Genomic DNA, 16,823 nt, shown 5'->3' with positions numbered 1-16,823 from the left:
GGTTTCTCCTCCACTCATGAGCATGAGGTACAGAGCATGGCCAAAGTGAATGTGAAGAAAAAGGATGACGCCCAGAGCACCTTGGGTGAAGTTCGCGGGTATGCACGCAAGATCTGGCTGGCTGGCATCGGCGCCTATGCGCGGGTCGGCCAGGAAGGCTCCGACTACTTCCAGGAGCTGGTCAAGGCCGGCGAAGGCGTCGAGAAGCGTGGCAAGAAACGCATCGACAAAGAGCTCGATGCTGCCAACCACCAGATCGACGAAGCCGCTGAAGAAGTCAGTCGCGTACGCGGTAAGGTCGAAATTCAACTCGACAAGATCGAAAAAGCTTTCGACGCACGGGTAGGGCGCGCCTTGAATCGCCTCGGCATTCCGTCTAAACATGACGTTGAGGCGTTGTCGGTGAAGCTTGAACAGCTGCACGAGCTGCTTGAGCGCGTCGCGCACAAACCATAAGGAGAGCAGGATGGCTGGCAAGAAAAATTCCGATAAAGAAAGCAGCTCCTGGGTCGGCGGGATCGAGAAGTACTCCCGCAAGATCTGGCTGGCGGGGCTGGGTATCTATTCGAAAGTCGACCAGGACGGCCCGAAGCTGTTCGACTCGCTGGTGAAAGATGGCGAGAAGGCCGAGAAGCAGGCGAAGAAGACGGCTGAAGAAGCAGCCGAATCCGCCAAGTCGTCGACCACCTCGCGCGTGTCTGGCGTGAAGGACCGTGCGCTGGGCAAGTGGGGCGAACTCGAAGAGGCTTTCGACAAGCGCCTTAACAGCGCTATCTCGCGCCTGGGCGTGCCGAGCCGCAACGAGATCAAGGCCCTGCACCAGCAGGTGGACAGCCTGACCAAGCAGATCGAGAAGCTGACCGGTGCTTCGGTTACGCCGATTTCGTCGCGCACTGCGGCGGCCAAGCCGGCTGCGAGCAAGGCAGCGGCCAAGCCCCTGGCCAAGGCAGCAGCGGCCAAGCCTGCGGCGGCCAAACCTGCTGCTAAAACGGCGGCGGCCAAACCTGCAGCTAAAACTGCAGCGGCCAAACCTGCGGCCAAGCCTGCATCTGCCAAGCCAGCGGCAAAACCGGCAGCGGCCAAGCCAGCGGCAGCGAAGAAACCTGCGGTGAAGAAAGCTCCGGCCAAACCGGCAGCCGCCAAGCCGGCAGCCCCAGCCGCCAGCGCCGCCCCGGCCGCAACCGCAGCACCGGCACCTGCTGCCGCCCCGGCCAGCAGCGCACCGTCGGCACCAAACGGCACCGGTACTCTGATCTGAAAGCAGATTGCCTTCCGGGCAAACGCGGTCAGCGTAGGAGCGGCCTTGTGCCGCGAATGGGCTGCAAAGCAGCCCCGGGATCTTTGCCGTTACGCTGAGGTCGCGGGGCCGCTTTGCGGCCCTTTCGCGGCACAAGGCCGCTCCTACAATGACGGCGTTGTCAGCGTGGTGTTTCTACCCGTCCAGGTAGCGCACCGCCAACTGCTCCGCCGCCGCCCGCGCCTGTGCCTGCAGGTGTGGCGCCACCAGCATCATCACCTGGTACACCACAATCCCCACATCCCCCTCGCGCCCCAGCACACGCTGGTAATCCAGCGAGAACAGCAGCGTCATTGTGATCTGCTCCACCAGTTGCCCCAGCGCCTGGGTCTCACTCTCCACCAACCCTTGGCCCTTGAGGCTGGCGAGCAGCGCCGCCAGCGTACGCTTGAGTGCATTGATCAGGCTGCGCATGCCGCGCGCCAGCTTGGGCAGGCGGCCGGTGAGGTTGGACAGGTCCTGGAACAGAAAACGGTACTGGGCCATGTGCTCGACGATCAGGTGCAGGAACAGCCAGTAGTCCTCGGCGTCCAGGCGCACCTCCAGGGGTGGGTCAAGCAAGGGCATCAGCGCTTCTTCGAAGCGCTCGAACAGGCCCAGCACCAAGGGCTCCTTGCCATGGAAGTGGTAGTACAGGTTGCCCGGGCTGATACCCAGTTCGTTGGCAATCTCCAGGGTGGATACGTTCGGTTCGCCCTGCTGGTTGAACAGTTGCAGGGCGCATTCGAGGATACGGTCGCGGGTCTTCATCCAGTCGTAGGGCTCATCGGGTCAGGACATAGGTGCCTGGCGCCGGGCCGAGCGGTGGATAGGTACTGTTGCCCAGCTCGGTACGGGGAGCCTTGAGCGGGCCGGAGCGCGGTGTGATCCACTCCAGCCACAAGGGCCACCAACTGCCGTCGCTGCGCTTGGCCTCGTAGAACCAGGCGCGCGGGTCGCCGGACAGTTTGGGGTTTTCCAGGTAGTAGGCCTTGGGGTTGCCCGGCGGGTTGATGATGCTCTGGATGTGCCCGCTGTTGGCCAGCACGAAACGCCGGTCGCCACCGAGCAGCAAGGCCGAGCGATACACGGCGTCCCACGGGGTGATGTGGTCATTGCTGCCGGCTACGGTAAAGCTGTCCAGGTCGACCTGCTTGAGGTCGATGGGCGTGCCGCACACTTCGAGGCCTGCCGGGTGGGTGAGCGGGTTGTGCTTGAAAAAGTCCAGCAAGTCGCCGTGCAGTGCTGCGGGCAGGCGTGTGTTGTCGGCGTTCCAGTACAGGATGTCGAACGCAGGTGGGGCTTTGCCCAACAGGTAGTTGTTGACCCAGTAGTTCCAGATCAGGTCGTTTGGGCGCATCCAGGCGAAAATCCTGGCGACTTCGCCGCCGTCCAGCACGCCCCGTTGATAGGAACGGCGCTTGGCGGCCTCTACTGTCTGCTCGTCGGCGAACAGGCTGGCGGGGCTATCGAACTTGCTATCGAGCAGGCTCACCAGGTAAGTGGCGCTGCGGATCTTGCGCAACTGATGCTTGGCCTTCAGGTGGCCCTGCAGTGCGGCCATGGTCAGGCCGCCAGCGCAGGCACCCATCAGGTTGGGGTCGCGGTTGCCGCTGATGCTGCGGCAGGCGTTCAGCGCTTCTTCCAGGGCCTGTACGTAGGAGGACAGGCCCCATTCGCGGTGGCGCGGGTCGGGGTTGCGCCAACTGATCATGAACACCTGCAGGCCGTTCTTGAGCATGTACTGGACGAAGCTGTTGTGCGCCTGCATGTCGAAGATATAGAACTTGTTGATTTGCGGCGGCACCACCAGCAAGGGCCTGGCGTGCTGTTTTTCGCTCATCGGCTTGTACTGGATCAGCTCCAGCAGCTCGTTGCGAAACACCACCGCGCCCGGCGTTGCCGCCAGGCTGCCACCCACCTCGAAGGCGCGTTCGTCCACCTGGCGGGGCAGGCCGTCGTTGTGGCGCAGGTCGTCGAGCAAGTGGGCTACGCCACGTACCAGGCTTTGCCCGCCCGTGTTCAGCAGCTCTTTGACCGCCAGCGGGTTGAGTAGCGAGTTGCTTGGTGCCAGGGCGTCGTTGATCATGCCGAACAGAAAATGTGCGCGGGCGCGGTCATCGTCGTCCAGGTGGCTTTCGTCGATCCACTGGCGCGTCTGCTTCTGCCACGCCAGGTAGGCCTGCAGGCCACGGCGATAAAACGGGTTCTGGCTCCAGGTCGGGTCGCTGAAGCGGCTGTCGCGTGGGTTGGGCTGGTAGGGGGTGTCGCCCAGCATCACACGGCCCAGCTCGCCGCCGAACGCCAGCAGGTGCCGTGCCGTGTGCAGCGGGTTGGTCAAGCCGTGGCGGCCAACCCTGCGCAGGGTCGACACCAGGTCGCGCCCGCGTAGGCCGAGTATGGCGTTCTGCACGTTCATGCTGGTGGCGGGAAGCGTTTTCGTTCCTTTGCCCGGTTTGTCTGTCATGGCAACACTCCCTCGTCTTACCCGATGCTTGGGCAGCGACAATCAACCGCCAGAGGCGGGGCGCGGGTGCATGACCGCGCGCTGACGTTCTTCCTGGAGAAACTTCATGATGATCGGTGCGACGGCCTCGGCCCGGGTAATCAGGAACAGATGGCCATCGTCGATTATGTGTAGCTGGGCATTGGGAATCCGCCAGGCCAGCAGGCGCATGTTGATCAGCGGGATCAGCGGGTCGTCGTCACCGGCCAGCACCAGCGTTGGCTGGTGGATCTTGTGCAGCCAGTGGATGCTGGTCCAGCCCAGGCCGGCGAACAGCTGCCAGTAGTAGCCCAGCTTGCCGCCTGAGCGCACCTTGGACGCATGGTGCATGGCCAGGTCCGGGTCGCGGCGGAAGGCGCCGCCGTAGATCAGCGGTGCAATGCGGATTACATGGGAAGGCTGCACGTAGCGCCTTGGGCTGGCCATCATCCACAACACCTTGGGCTTGCCCGGCACCATTACCGCACCGGCCGCAGTGGCGGCCAGCACCAGTTTCTTGCAGCGTTCGGGGTAGTCGTGGGCAAACTGCTGGGCCAGGGCGCCGCCCCAGGACACGCCGATGACGTTGACCTGGCCGTAGTCCAGGTAATCGAGCATGCGCGCCGTGAGCTTGGCCAGGCCAGGAAAGCGATAGGGGTGACGCGGGGTGGATGACCCCCCCACACCGGGCACATCGAAGGCGATGACCTCCAGGTCCGGGTCAAGCGCCTCGATGAACGGGAACACCAGCTCCAGGTTGGCACCGATGCCGTTGAAGATCAGCAACGGTGTCAGGTGTGGCTTGCCCGGGCGGACGGCGGTGCGAATGGACTGGTCGTCCAGTTCGACGGTCCTGAAGATGTAGGGTTCCGGCATGCGTTCGACTCTGTCGTGAATAAAGCGCCGTGGCCCGCTCATGGCGGCCACGGCAACGCAACTTAGCGTTCGTGAACGTAGGTGCCTGGGGCGGCTTCGCCAGCGGCATAAGCGCGGTTGCCCAGACGGGTTGGCGCTTTTTTCAGCTCCCCGGCACGTTCGCTCAGCCAGCTCTGCCAGTGCAGCCACCAGGAGTCGGCGTGCTTGGTGGCGTTTTCTTGCCAGGCCACCGGGTCACCCGGGCGATCGGCGCCGGTCATGAAGCGCGCCTTGGGGTTACCTGGCGGGTTGAGGATGCTCTGGATGTGGCCGCTGTTGGACAGCACGAACTCGATCTTGCCGCCGAACAGGTGCGCCGAGCGGTAGCACGATTGCCACGGGGTGATGTGGTCGGCTGTACCGGCAACGCTGAAGATGTCGCAGTGCACATTCTTCAGGTCGATGGGTGTGCCGCACACTTCCAGTGCATCCGGGCGGGTCAGCGGGTTGCTCTTGAACATTTCGATCAGGTCGCCATGGAAGGCGGCCGGCAGGCGCGTGGTGTCGTTGTTCCAGAACAGGATGTCGAACACCGGCGGCTCGTTGCCGAGCAGGTAGTTGTTGACCCAGTAGTTCCAGATCAGGTCGTTGGGGCGCATCCAGGCGAACACCTTGGCCATTTCGCTGCCTTCCAGCACGCCAGCCTGGTAGGAGTGGCGCTTGGCACTTTCCAGGGTCTGCTCATCGACGAACAAGGCGACCTGGTTGTCCATGGTCGTGTCCAGCACGCTGACCAGCAGGGTCAGGGCGTTGACCTTGTTTTCGCCAATGGCGGCATAGTGACCCACCAGCGCGGTGCAGGTGATGCCGCCGGAGCAGGCACCGAGCATGTTCAGGTCTTTGCTGCCTGTAATCGCCAGCACCGCGTCGACGGCTTCCTTGAGCGCATCGATGTAGGTGGACAGGCCCCATTCACGCTGGGCCTTGGTCGGGTTGCGCCAGCTGATGATGAAGGTTTGCTGCTGCGAGCGCAGGCAGTAGCGCGCCAGGCTCTTTTCCGGGCTGAGGTCGAACACGTAGAACTTGTTGATCTGCGGCGGCACCACCAGCAGCGGGCGGGCGTGCACCTGCTCGGTGATGGGACTGTACTGGATCAGCTCCAGCACATCGTTGCGGTACACCACCGCGCCCTCGCTGGTGCCCAGGTTCTTGCCCACTTCGAAGGCGTCCATGTTCACCTGGCTGGGCATGCCGCCGTTGTTGACCATGTCCTTGGCCAGGTTGGACAGGCCATCGAGCAGGCTTTTCCCGCCGGTTTCGAAGAAGCGTTTGACCGCTGCCGGGTTGGACAAGGTATTGGTCGGCGCCATGGCTTCGGTCATCAGGTTGATGACGAATTGGCCGCGGCTGATGTCCTGGGGTGGCAGGTCGCTGTTGCCGATCCAGTCCTGCAACTCGTTGCGCCAGGCCAGGTAGGTTTGCAGGTAGCGGCGGTACAGCGGGTTGTTGCTCCAGGCCGGGTCGTTGAAACGGCGGTCGTCGCTTTCCGGGGCCAGGCTGGACTTGCCCAGCAGCACGTTTTTCAGTTCCAGGCCAAAGTGGGCCATATGCTTGGCGCTGTGCAGCGGTTGGCGCACGGCCTGGCGCAGCACAGTGCGTGCCGAGCTCAACAGGTCCTTGCGGCGAATGCCGATGACCGGGTTCAGCCCCAGGGTGTTTTCCGAGGCCTGCCGCTGTAGCTCATCGTTGTTCTTGTTACTCATCTACGACGCTCCGTTGTCCTGAGACGAGTACCGGTTGCTGTGACAAGCGCACAGCCCTGAGCCCGGTACTGCTACTCGGGTGACCAGTGATAAGGAACAGCGGTGCTGCGGGGGTTCTGACTGCCTGCAAAGTGATGCAGGGAACTTGCCACACCCATTGGTTACCCGACTTTCATGTAATGCGCAAGACAGCCCTTCACTGGGCTGTCTGTAAGTCATTCAAACAGATGAATTTAGAAAATGCGCTCTAAACCCTGCAGGCCTTGCGCTAGAGCATGAGTTTCACAACCGATTCGGCCGGGTCGCGGGATTTTCCGGCCTTGTGCAGCTCGTCGAGGTAGTCGGCCCACAGCTGTTCCTGGCGCAGGCACAGCTGTTCCAGGTATTCCCAGGTGAACAGGCCGCTGTCATGGCCGTCGTCGAAGGTCAGTTTCAGTGCATATTGGCCGGCAGGCTCCAGGCCGACCAGGCCGACGTTGATCTTGCCGAACTGCAGGATGGGGTTGCCGTGGCCCTGGACCTCGGCGGAGGGGGAATGCACGCGCAGGAGTTCGGCGGGCAGGTGGTAGACCTCGCCGGGGGCGTAGGTGAGGGTGAGGGTTTTCGAGGCTTTGTGCAGGTTTATGGCGGTGGGCATGCGGGCCATGGCTGGAATCTCTCGGGAGCTGATGATGCACAGCTTCTGGAGATTTGGGGGAATGTGCAAGGGGGCCGCACAGCGGCCCCCTGCGGTCTTACAGGATGTAACGCGACAGGTCTTCGTTCTGCGCCAGTTCACCCAGGTGGCTGTTCACATACGCAGCGTCGATCTGGATCGGCGTTTCGTCATGGGCACTGGCCAGGTCACCAGCGCTGAACGACACCTCTTCGAGCAAACGCTCAAGCAGGGTGTGCAGGCGGCGGGCACCGATGTTCTCGGTCTTTTCGTTTACCTGGTAGGCAATCTCGGCCAGGCGCTTGATGCCATCGCCGATGAACTCGATGTTCAGGCCTTCGGTCTTCAGCAGGGCCTGGTACTGCTCGGTCAGCGAAGCGTGCGGCTCTTGCAGGATGCGCTCGAAATCTTCCGGGGTCAGTGCCTTGAGTTCCACACGGATCGGCAGGCGGCCTTGCAGCTCGGGCACCAGGTCGCTCGGCTTGCTCAGGTGGAACGCACCCGAGGCAATGAACAGGATGTGGTCGGTCTTGACCATGCCCAGCTTGGTGTTGACGGTGCAGCCTTCGATCAGCGGCAGCAGGTCGCGCTGCACGCCTTCACGGGACACGTCGGCGCCGCCAACGTTGCCACGCTTGGCAACCTTGTCGATTTCGTCGATGAACACGATGCCGTGCTGCTCTACCGCTTCCAAGGCCTTGGCCTTGAGCTCTTCCTCGTTGACCAGGCGGCCCGCTTCTTCGTCGCGAACCATCTTCAGCGCTTCTTTCACCTTCAGCTTGCGCGCCTTGCGCTTGCCTTTGCCCATGTTGGCAAACAGGCTCTGCAGCTGGTTGGTCATCTCTTCCATGCCAGGCGGCGCGGCAATTTCGACGCCCACGGCATCGGCCACTTCGATTTCGATTTCCTTGTCGTCCAGCTGGCCTTCACGCAGGCGCTTGCGGAACAGCTGGCGGGTGTTGGAATCGCTGCTGGTCTGCGCGGCTTCTTCGCTGAAGCTGGTGACGCGTGCCTGCGGCAGCAGGGCATCGAGGATACGGTCTTCAGCGGCGTCCTCGGCGCGGTGGCGCACGCGGATGATCTCCTGCTCGCGCAGCATTTTCAGCGCGGCATCGGCTAGGTCACGGATGATCGACTCGACGTCGCGGCCCACGTAGCCCACTTCGGTGAACTTGGTGGCTTCGACCTTGAGGAACGGCGCGTTGGCCAGCTTGGCCAGGCGACGGGCGATTTCGGTCTTGCCGACGCCGGTAGGGCCGATCATCAGGATGTTCTTCGGGGTCACTTCGGCACGCAGCTCGGCAGGCAGCTGCATCCGGCGCCAGCGGTTGCGCAGGGCAATGGCCACGGCGCGCTTGGCGTCGTCCTGGCCGATGATGTGGCGGTTGAGTTCGTGGACGATCTCGCGGGGGGTCATGGACATGATCAATAGGGTCCTGGGGCAGGTGAGTCAGCGTGGAAAAGCCTCTTCACCGGGAAGAGGCGCCAAAGCAACTGAATCAGTCGGCCAGGTCCTGCTCCTCGATGGTCAGGTTGTGGTTGGTGAACACGCAGATGTCGCCGGCGATGTTCAGGGCAGTTTCAGCGATTTCACGGGCCGAAAGGTCGGTCTTGTTCAGCAGGGCGCGGGCTGCGGCCTGGGCGTAGGCGCCACCGGAACCCATGGCGATAAGGCCGTCTTCGGGTTCGACCACGTCACCGTTGCCGGTGATGATCAGCGAGGCATCCTTGTTGGCCACGGCCAGCATGGCTTCCAGGCGGCTCAGGGAACGGTCGGTACGCCATTCCTTGGCCAGCTCGACGGCGGCGCGAACCAGGTGGCCCTGGTGTTTCTCCAGCTGGCCTTCAAAGCGCTCGAACAGGGTGAAGGCATCGGCGGTGGCACCCGCGAAGCCGGCGATGACCTGGCCGTGGTACAGGCGGCGCACTTTCTTGGCGTTGCCTTTCATCACGGTGTTGCCGAGGGAAACCTGGCCGTCGCCGCCCATGACGACTTTGCCGTTACGGCGGACAGAAACGATGGTGGTCAAGGGGAGAGTCTCCACGCAGCGGGGCGAAAGTGCCTGATGCAGACTCATATGGGGGTGGGGGAAAAGATTTCAACCGGGGGGGATGAATGGTTGGTCCGGTCTTCGAACCGGGCACGGTCGATGTAGGAGCGGCCTTGTGTCGCGAAAGGGCCGCAGAGCGGCCCCAGCAATTCATGCGTGATGCAGTGGCCCTGGGGCCGCTGCGCGGCCCGATCGCGACACAAGGCCGCTCCTACACAAAGCAAGTAGGCGCTTTGTCAGGCCTCGTGGCAGACGTGCCCATCGACCAAGGTATAACGCACTGCACCCGGCAGGCAGTGGCCGATGAACGGGCAGTTCTCGCCACGCGAGAACCACTGTTCGCCGGCAACGGTGGAGGCTTGCGGGTCGAACAGCACCAGGTCGGCCGCACCACCCACTTTCAGCTCACCGGCCGGCAGGCGCAGGGCGGCAGCCGGGCCGCTGCTCAGGCGGGCCAGCAAGGTCGGCAGGTCGAGCAGGCCGTCCTGCACCAGGGTCATGGCCAGTGGCAGCAGCAACTCGACGCTGCTGATGCCCGGCTCGGTGGCGCCGAATGGGGCAAGCTTGGCGTCGCGCTCATGGGGCTGGTGATGGCTGGAAATCGCCTGGATCACACCCGATTTCACTGCGGCGCGCAGGCCATCCCGGTCTTTGGCAGTGCGCAGCGGTGGCTGCACGTGGTACAGGCTGGAAAACTCGCGCAGCGACTCATCGGTGAGTATCAGCTGGTATAGCGCCACATCGGCGGTCACCGGCAGGCCGAGTTCCTGCGCCTGGGCAATCAGCTGTGCGCCACGGGCGCTGGTGATCTGGCTGAAGTGCGCACGCACGCCGCTTTGTTCCACCAGCAGCAGGTTGCGGGCCAGTGCCACGGTTTCGGCGCTTTCCGGGATGCCCGGCAGGCCGAGGAAACTGGCCATGGCACCTTCGTGGGCCAGGCCGCCCTCGGCCAGGTCGCGGTCCTGGGAGTGGAACACCACGGTGAGGTCGAAGGTGGCGGCGTATTCCAGGGCGCGGGCCAGGGTACGGTTGTTGGGGATTTGTTTCAGGCCGTTGCCGAAGGCCACGCAACCGGTGTCGCGCAGGGCCACCAGCTCGGCCAGTTGCTCGCCTTCGAGGCCTTTGGTCAGGGCGCCGATCGGGTACACCTTGCTGTTGGCGGCCTCGCGGGCGCGGTCCAGGATCAGCTCGGCCACCGCCGAGGTGTCCAGCACCGGCTTGGTCTGCGGCGGGCAGCACAGACTGGTGACACCGCCGGCCACGGCTGCGCGGGTTTCACTGGCGATGTTGCCTTTGCGGCTGTAACCCGGCTCGCGCAGGGACACGCCCAGGTCGACCAGGCCCGGTGCGGCAACCAGGCCATCGGCCTGGATCGTGCGGCTGGCGCTGAAGCCGGCTGGCGCGGCGCCGATGGCGGCAATGCGGCCACCGTCCAGGTGCAGGTCGGTGATCTGGTCCAGGCCGGTTTTAGGATCGATGACCCGGGCGCCAAGAATACTGATGGTCACTGGGCGTTCTCCTGGTCGAATTGACGTTGCGCGTTCTGCCCGCTCATGGCCATGGACAGCACGGCCATGCGCACGGCGATGCCGTAGGTGACCTGGTTGAGGATCACCGAGTGCTTGCCGTCGGCCACCGCCGACTCGATTTCCACACCACGGTTGATCGGGCCCGGGTGCATGACGATGGCGTCAGGCTTGGCGCCGGCCAGCCGCGCGGTGGTCAGGCCGAACAGGCGGTAGAACTCGCCCTCGCTGGGCAGCAGGCCGCCGGCCATGCGCTCGCGTTGCAGGCGCAGCATGATCACCACGTCGACATCCTTCAGGCCTTCGGCGAGGTCGGTGTAGACCTTTACGCCGTACTGCTCGATGCCGATCGGGATCAGGGTTTTCGGGCCGATGACGCGGATGTCCGGGCAGCCCAGCGCTTTGAGCGCCAGCATGTCGGAGCGGGCCACGCGCGAGTGCAGGATGTCGCCGACGATGGCCACCGAGAGGTTCTCGAAGCTGCCCTTGTGGCGGCGAATGGTAAGCATGTCGAGCATGCCCTGGGTCGGGTGCGCGTGGCGGCCGTCACCGCCGTTGATCACGGCGACGTCCGGGCACACGTGCTCGGCGATGAAGTGCGCGGCGCCGGAGTCGGAATGGCGTACCACGAACATGTCGGCCGCCATGGCCTCGAGGTTGCGCAGGGTGTCGAACAGGGTCTCGCCCTTGCTGGTCGAGGAGGTCGACACGTTCAGGCTGATCACGTCGGCCGACAGGCGCTGGGCCGCCAGTTCGAAGGTGGTGCGGGTGCGGGTCGAGTTCTCGAAGAACACGTTGCACACGGTCTTGCCGCGCAGCAACGGGACTTTCTTCACGGCCCGGGCACCGACTTCCAGAAAGGAGTCGGCGGTGTCGAGGATCTCGGTGAGCAGTTCGCGGGGCAAACCGTCGAGCGAGAGGAAGTGGCGTAGCTGGCCCTGATCATTGAGCTGCAGCGGGCGCTTGGCGTCGATTGGCGTCATCGCGGGGGGACTCTTAAAGGGCGGAAGCGGAGGCGAGGTCCTGGCGCTCGAGGGCGAGCGGTGCGGGTCCGGTCAATTTTACCCGTTCATGGGCGGCCAGCGACAGGGTGGCACCGAGCACATTCGGACGGATCGGCAATTCGCCGGCATCCAGGTCCAGCAGGCAGACCAGGGTGACGCTGGCCGGGCGGCCGTAATCGAACAGTTCGTTGAGCGCCGCGCGGATGGTACGACCGCTCATCAGTACGTCATCCACCAGCACCAGGTGCTGGCCCTCGACCTCGAACGGCAGCTCGGACGGGCGCACTTGTGGGTGCAGGCCGTTCTGGCTGAAGTCGTCGCGGTAGAACGAGACGTCCAGGGTACCCATGGGGCTGGCGTCGCCCATGGCTTCCTGCAGGGCCTGGGCAACCCAGACACCGCCGGTGCGGATACCGATGTAACGGGGCTCGGTGATTGCCCGGCGCGCCAGGTGGGCACGAAGGTCGACAGCCATCTGCCGAATCAGGTCGGCGGGATTGGGTAGGCTCATTGCGGGCTCCTCGGAAGGGTGCGCCGGGCGGGCCCGGCGGCAAAGATGATCAGGTATTGGCCTCCAGCCAGCCTTGCAGCAACAGGGCGGCGGCGATGGCGTCGACCGGGTTGTCGCGGTAACTGCCGCGCTGGCCGCCACGGGCCATGCGCTCGCCTTTGGCCTCGAAGGTGGTCAGGCGTTCGTCGTGGGTGTGCACGGGCAGATTGAAGCGGCCGTTCAGGCGGCGGGCGAACTTTTCGGCGCGGGCGCTCATTTCGCTGGGCGTGCCGTCCATGTTCAACGGCAGGCCGACGACAATGGCATCGGGTTTCCACTCATTGATGAGTTTTTCCACCTGAGCCCAGTCCGGCACGCCGTTCTGCGCCTTCAGGGTGCACAGCTCGCGGGCCTGGCCGGTGATCACCTGGCCGACGGCCACGCCGATCTGTTTGCTGCCGTAGTCGAAACCCAGCAAGAGGCGTAGTTCGGCCATCAGGCGTGGCCCGCCTGGCTGGTCAGCAGGTGCAGGTTGATCCCCAGGCTGGCGGCCGCTGCTTCCAGTCGCAGGTCGCTGGCCCGGTCAAAGATGATTTCCGGGTCGAACGGGCAGTTGAGCCAGGCGTTGTCGGCCAGCTCCGCTTCCAGTTGGCCCGCTTCCCAGCCGGCATAACCCAGTGTGATCAGGCTCTGTTTCGGGCCTACCCCTGCGGCAATCGCAAGCAACACATCCTGCGATGTGCTCAGTGACAGCCCTTCCAGGGCTACGGTTGCCTGGAAGCTGCATTCGCTGCTGTGCAGTACGAAGCCGCGGTCGGTCTGCACCGGGCCACCCTGGTAGATCGGCACCTGCAAGGTACTGGCCGGCGGCGTTTCGTCGGGGCGCAGCTGCTCGAGGATGTCGGCCAGGCTCAGTTCCTGCGGCCGGTTGACCACCAGGCCCATGGCGCCATGCTCATTGTGCTCGACAATGTACGTGAGAGTCTGGGCGAAGTTCGGATCGGCCATGTGCGGCATGGCGATCAGGAACTGGTGCTTGAGGTAGCTCGGGGCGAGGGTTTTCATGGGGGATAGTGTGGCGCCAGGTGGCGAGGCTGACAAGGTGCGGATTTGTGTCGCTTGGTTGGCGACTGTCTTGAGGTTTTTGGCGCCTGTGAGATCGAGCGCCACCGCATAGCGCAAGCCCTACACCGAGGCAGTAAATCAGTTGCTGGACAAACGGTCCCCACGGGCAAAGCGCCAGGTGCGGATGATCTCCAGCCGGTCAAACTCGGCAAGATCCCCGGTAAACGGTGCAAACGGCGCTGCCAGCCGCACGATGCGTTGCGCCGCCTGGTCCAGCACCTGCTGCCCGGACGATTCCAGTACCAGCACTTCGTACAGCGAACCGTCGCGGTTGATCGACACCATCATGCGCAGGTTGCCGTAGATCTGTTGCCGACGTGCTTCGTCGGGGTAGTTCAGGTTGCCGACCCGCTCGACCTTCTTGCGCCACTCTTCCTTGTACCAGGCGCCCTTGTCGCGCATGGTCGAAGCGGCGTTCAGGCGATGGATGCGCGGGCGCTTGGCGTACATCTGCTGCTCGTTGGACAGCTCCGCCTCCAGGCTGGCGATCTGGCTGGACAGCTGCGAGCTGTCGAAGTCGGGCGCTGGCGCCGCCGGCTTGGGCTGTGCCTTGCTTTCCTTGGGCTTGGGTTCGACCTTCTGCGGCTTGGGCGCACTCGTCACTACCGCCGACTTTTGTGGGGTAGGGGGTGGTACCACCTCGGGCCTGGCGGCGGGTGGCGGGGTGATCTTGTTGATCTTGCTGTCCTGGAACGGCGCCAGTTCGGTGGTCGTGGGCACCGCTTTCTTGTCCAGCGTGCCGCTGCCCTGCTGGTTTTCCTGAGCCTGGAAATCGGCCTTCTCGGGCGCTTTTTCGCTTTTGAAGGTGGCCAGGGTGATGTCCATGGTGTGGCGGATTTCGGCAGGCTTGACCACGGTGAAGCCGACGCCAAGAATCAGCGCCAGGTGCACCAGGGCAGCCAGGAACAGGGTAAAGCCGAGCCGGTCCACCGGGCGAACACGGGGCGGCAGCAGGTCGGAGGGGATGTCAGCGGGCAGCGTCATCAGGTATCCAGCAACTGCTGGGCGGGGCAGCAGCTCAGTCGAATAGGACCGGCATCATACCCCACTCTGCGGTTTTGCTTCGCGTTGGCTGTCAGCGCGCCTTGAGCTGGCGATCAATGGCATCCATCAATTTGCCACCGATATCGGTGTTGTAGGCAGCATCGATCTCGCGGATGCAGGTGGGGCTGGTGACGTTGATTTCGGTGAGGTAGTCGCCGATCACGTCCAGGCCCACGAACAACAGGCCCTTCTCGCGCAGGGTCGGGCCGACCTGGGCGGCAATCCAGCGGTCGCGGTCGGTCAGCGGGCGCGCTTCGCCACGCCCGCCAGCGGCCAGGTTGCCACGGGTCTCGCCGCTGGCCGGAATACGCGCCAGGCAGTAGTCCACCGGCTCGCCGTCGATCATCAGGATGCGTTTGTCGCCGTCCTTGATCGCTGGCAGGTAAGCCTGGGCCATGATCTGCTGTGTGCCCAGTGCGGTCAGGGTTTCCAGGATCACCGACAGGTTGGGGTCGCCAGCCCGGTGGCGGAAGATCGACGTGCCACCCATGCCATCCAGCGGCTTGAGGATTACATCACCATGTTTGGCTGCGAATTCGCGAATGATGTCCGGGCGGCGGCTGACCAGGGTTGGGGTGGTGCACTGCGGGAACAACGTGGCGAACATCTTTTCGTTGCAGTCGCGCAGGCTCTGCGGGCGGTTGACCACCAGCACGCCGTCATTCTCGGCCTGCTCCAGCAGGTAGGTGCTGTAGACGAACTCCATGTCGAAGGGTGGATCCTTGCGCATAAGGATCACGTCCAGTTCGGCCAGCGGGCTGTCTTGCTCCTCGCCCAGCTCGAACCAGTGCGCCGGGTCGGCAAACACCTTCAGCGGGCGCATGCGGGCGCGGGCCTTGCTTTCGCCCTGGTACAGGTCTTGCTGTTCCATGTAGAACAGGCTCCAGCCGCGGGCCTGGGCGGCCAGCAGCATGGCCAGCGAACTGTCCTTCTTGTAGGAGATGGACGCGATGGGGTCCATGACAATGCCGAGGCGAACGCTCATGGGGTGGTTCCTCTTGGCGGCAGGTGGCCGCGATGGCGAAAGAAAAGTGGCTCAGGGTGGCGCCGCGAACGCCGCCGGTCAAGGGGCGGCGCAGATGGAATGGCCACCCGGAGTATGCTAAAAGTGCAGCTAATTTCCATTGGTAGGCGTCTATGGAACAACCCCTGAAGGTGATGGTGATCGACGATTCGCGCACGATCCGCCGCACCGCGCAGATGCTGCTCGGTGAAGCGGGCTGCGAGGTGATCACCGCCAGCGATGGCTTCGATGCCCTGGCCAAGATCGTCGACCACCAGCCCAGCATCATCTTCGTTGATGTGCTGATGCCGCGCCTGGACGGCTACCAGACCTGCGCCGTGATCAAGCACAACAGTGCTTTCAAGGACACCCCGGTGATCCTGCTGTCGTCGCGCGACGGGTTGTTCGACAAGGCCCGCGGCCGGGTGGTCGGCTCTGATCAGTTCCTGACCAAACCGTTCAGCAAGGAAGAGCTGCTCGACGCGATCCGCGCCCACGTGCCCGGGTTTACCGCGCCTCCACAACACGCACCCTGACCGCGCCCCGCCATGGCACGGCCTTACTTTCCTGATGGGGAAACAGCATGGCCCGAGTTCTGATTGTCGACGACTCGCCGACAGAGATGTACAAATTGGCCGGATGGCTTGAAAAGCACGGCCATGAGGTGCTCAAAGCCAGCAACGGTGCCGATGGCGTTGCGCTGGCCCGTCAGGCAAAGCCCGATGCGGTGTTGATGGATATCGTCATGCCTGTTCTCAACGGCTTCCAGGCGACCCGGCAACTGAGCAAGGACCCCGAGACCAGCGCCATTCCAGTATTGGTCGTTACCACCAAAGACCAGGAAACCGATCGCATCTGGGCAAAGCGCCAGGGCGCGAGGGGGTTCGTGACCAAGCCTGTGGAAGAAGACGACCTGATCGCCAAGCTCAAAGAAGTGCTGGGCGCTTGACCACCCGCCCGCAGGGCGCGTCGCTGACCGCCTTCGAGCTGTTGCTGGACATTGACCGGCGCTGTCGCCTGCTGGTCGCCGACCAACCGCCGCAGGACAACCGCCTGCAACAGTGGAGCGGTATCGGTTTTCGCATTGCCGGGCAGTGGTTCGTCGCGCCCATGGGCGAAGTGGCCGAGGTGCTGCGCGAACCGCGCAGCAGCCGCGTCCCTGGTGTGCAGCCCTGGGTGTGCGGGGTCGCCAACCTGCGCGGCCGGTTGTTGCCGGTGATGGACCTCAGCTGCTTTTTCGGCCTGGGCCATGTTGCCCCGGGCAAGCAACGGCGGGTGCTGGTGCTGGACCACGAGGCGCTGTTCGTCGGCCTGCTGGTGGACGAGGTACTGGGCCTGCAGCACTTTGACCTGGACAGCCTGCAGCTTTCACCGCCGCAGCCACTGATCCGCGCCGCTGCACGTTTTGTGCAGGGGCATTTCCCGCGTGAACGCAATTGGGCGATCTTCAGCCCCTTCGCCCTGGCCCAGGCGCCGGGCTTTCTCGATGTGGCGTTATAGGACCTGCGAACGTGAACAAGCCTGCCACCTCCGTCACCGCAACCAC

General features: G+C 63.9%; 19 protein-coding genes. 5 read left to right on the top strand and 14 right to left on the bottom strand.

Annotated features, from left to right (window positions below):
- Nucleotides 1-36: 36 nt before the first annotated feature.
- The gene (locus ABI582_RS12515; protein WP_063423343.1) at nt 37-456 is read left to right on the top strand and encodes a phasin family protein; all 420 of its coding nucleotides are present in this window, start codon (nt 37-39) and stop codon (nt 454-456) included.
- Between the two features lie 10 nt (nt 457-466).
- Nucleotides 467-1,258 carry a phasin family protein gene (locus tag ABI582_RS12510; RefSeq protein ID WP_442119323.1) on the top strand — a complete coding sequence of 264 codons (792 nt, stop codon included), beginning with the start codon at nt 467-469 and terminating at the stop codon, nt 1,256-1,258.
- Between the two features lie 174 nt (nt 1,259-1,432).
- Here the strand turns inward: ABI582_RS12510 and ABI582_RS12505 are convergent, their stop codons facing one another.
- From ABI582_RS12505 to gshB, 14 genes are all read right to left on the bottom strand, one after another.
- Nucleotides 1,433-2,047 (bottom strand): TetR/AcrR family transcriptional regulator, encoded by a 615-nt coding sequence (locus ABI582_RS12505; protein WP_338745469.1) that lies wholly within the window; start codon nt 2,045-2,047, stop codon nt 1,433-1,435.
- Between the two features lie 13 nt (nt 2,048-2,060).
- Nucleotides 2,061-3,743 (bottom strand): class II poly(R)-hydroxyalkanoic acid synthase, encoded by a 1,683-nt coding sequence (gene phaC / locus ABI582_RS12500; RefSeq protein WP_442119322.1) that lies wholly within the window; start codon nt 3,741-3,743, stop codon nt 2,061-2,063.
- A 42-nt stretch (nt 3,744-3,785) separates the two neighbouring features.
- The gene (phaZ, locus tag ABI582_RS12495; RefSeq protein WP_426810302.1) at nt 3,786-4,637 is read right to left on the bottom strand and encodes a poly(3-hydroxyalkanoate) depolymerase; all 852 of its coding nucleotides are present in this window, start codon (nt 4,635-4,637) and stop codon (nt 3,786-3,788) included.
- A gap of 62 nt (nt 4,638-4,699) precedes the next feature.
- A complete protein-coding gene (gene phaC / locus ABI582_RS12490) occupies nt 4,700-6,379 on the bottom strand; it encodes a class II poly(R)-hydroxyalkanoic acid synthase (RefSeq protein ID WP_442119321.1) in 1,680 nt (559 codons plus the stop codon).
- Between the two features lie 268 nt (nt 6,380-6,647).
- Nucleotides 6,648-7,025 (bottom strand): gamma-butyrobetaine hydroxylase-like domain-containing protein, encoded by a 378-nt coding sequence (locus tag ABI582_RS12485; RefSeq protein WP_049275547.1) that lies wholly within the window; start codon nt 7,023-7,025, stop codon nt 6,648-6,650.
- Nucleotides 7,026-7,113: 88 nt separating this feature from the next.
- Nucleotides 7,114-8,457, bottom strand: a complete 1,344-nt coding sequence (gene hslU / locus ABI582_RS12480) for an ATP-dependent protease ATPase subunit HslU (protein WP_016501979.1) — start codon at nt 8,455-8,457, stop codon at nt 7,114-7,116.
- A 76-nt stretch (nt 8,458-8,533) separates the two neighbouring features.
- Nucleotides 8,534-9,064 (bottom strand): ATP-dependent protease subunit HslV, encoded by a 531-nt coding sequence (gene hslV, locus ABI582_RS12475; RefSeq protein ID WP_003249309.1) that lies wholly within the window; start codon nt 9,062-9,064, stop codon nt 8,534-8,536.
- Nucleotides 9,065-9,321: 257 nt separating this feature from the next.
- Nucleotides 9,322-10,593, bottom strand: a complete 1,272-nt coding sequence (locus tag ABI582_RS12470) for a dihydroorotase (RefSeq protein ID WP_442119320.1) — start codon at nt 10,591-10,593, stop codon at nt 9,322-9,324.
- Nucleotides 10,590-11,594, bottom strand: coding sequence for an aspartate carbamoyltransferase catalytic subunit (locus tag ABI582_RS12465; RefSeq protein ID WP_008099987.1), 1,005 nt, complete (start codon nt 11,592-11,594; stop codon nt 10,590-10,592). The genes ABI582_RS12470 and ABI582_RS12465 overlap by 4 nt, the downstream gene beginning before the upstream one ends.
- A gap of 13 nt (nt 11,595-11,607) precedes the next feature.
- The gene (pyrR, locus tag ABI582_RS12460) at nt 11,608-12,126 is read right to left on the bottom strand and encodes a bifunctional pyr operon transcriptional regulator/uracil phosphoribosyltransferase PyrR (RefSeq protein WP_403008447.1); all 519 of its coding nucleotides are present in this window, start codon (nt 12,124-12,126) and stop codon (nt 11,608-11,610) included.
- Nucleotides 12,127-12,175: 49 nt separating this feature from the next.
- Nucleotides 12,176-12,601, bottom strand: a complete 426-nt coding sequence (gene ruvX, locus ABI582_RS12455; protein ID WP_016489546.1) for a Holliday junction resolvase RuvX — start codon at nt 12,599-12,601, stop codon at nt 12,176-12,178.
- Nucleotides 12,601-13,170 (bottom strand): YqgE/AlgH family protein, encoded by a 570-nt coding sequence (locus tag ABI582_RS12450; RefSeq protein WP_132845165.1) that lies wholly within the window; start codon nt 13,168-13,170, stop codon nt 12,601-12,603. The genes ruvX and ABI582_RS12450 overlap by 1 nt, the downstream gene beginning before the upstream one ends.
- 138 nt (nt 13,171-13,308) lie before the next feature.
- Nucleotides 13,309-14,214: a TonB family protein gene (locus ABI582_RS12445; RefSeq protein ID WP_442119319.1), complete on the bottom strand. Its 906-nt coding sequence runs from the start codon at nt 14,212-14,214 to the stop codon at nt 13,309-13,311.
- Between the two features lie 91 nt (nt 14,215-14,305).
- Nucleotides 14,306-15,259, bottom strand: coding sequence for a glutathione synthase (gshB, locus tag ABI582_RS12440; RefSeq protein ID WP_442119318.1), 954 nt, complete (start codon nt 15,257-15,259; stop codon nt 14,306-14,308).
- A 152-nt stretch (nt 15,260-15,411) separates the two neighbouring features.
- Here gshB and ABI582_RS12435 point away from each other — a divergent pair, with 152 nt between their 5' ends.
- The 3 genes from ABI582_RS12435 to ABI582_RS12425 are packed head-to-tail and all read left to right on the top strand — an operon-like array spanning nt 15,412 to nt 16,777.
- Nucleotides 15,412-15,813, top strand: coding sequence for a response regulator (locus ABI582_RS12435; protein ID WP_016501972.1), 402 nt, complete (start codon nt 15,412-15,414; stop codon nt 15,811-15,813).
- Between the two features lie 47 nt (nt 15,814-15,860).
- Complete coding sequence (gene pilH / locus ABI582_RS12430) at nt 15,861-16,226, top strand: twitching motility response regulator PilH (RefSeq protein WP_016489541.1); 366 nt, start codon at nt 15,861-15,863, stop codon at nt 16,224-16,226.
- On the top strand, nt 16,223-16,777 hold the full coding sequence (locus tag ABI582_RS12425) for a chemotaxis protein CheW (RefSeq protein ID WP_019471556.1): 555 nt from the start codon (nt 16,223-16,225) through the stop codon (nt 16,775-16,777). Before pilH ends, ABI582_RS12425 begins: the two co-directional genes overlap by 4 nt.
- Nucleotides 16,778-16,823 lie beyond the last annotated feature (46 nt).

This window comes from Pseudomonas sp. SAS7 (assembly GCF_052112345.1).
Taxonomy (GTDB): domain Bacteria; phylum Pseudomonadota; class Gammaproteobacteria; order Pseudomonadales; family Pseudomonadaceae; genus Aquipseudomonas; species Aquipseudomonas putida_Q.
The sequence above is the reverse complement of the archived record's forward strand: the minus strand, read 5'-3'. Positions and strand labels throughout refer to the sequence as shown.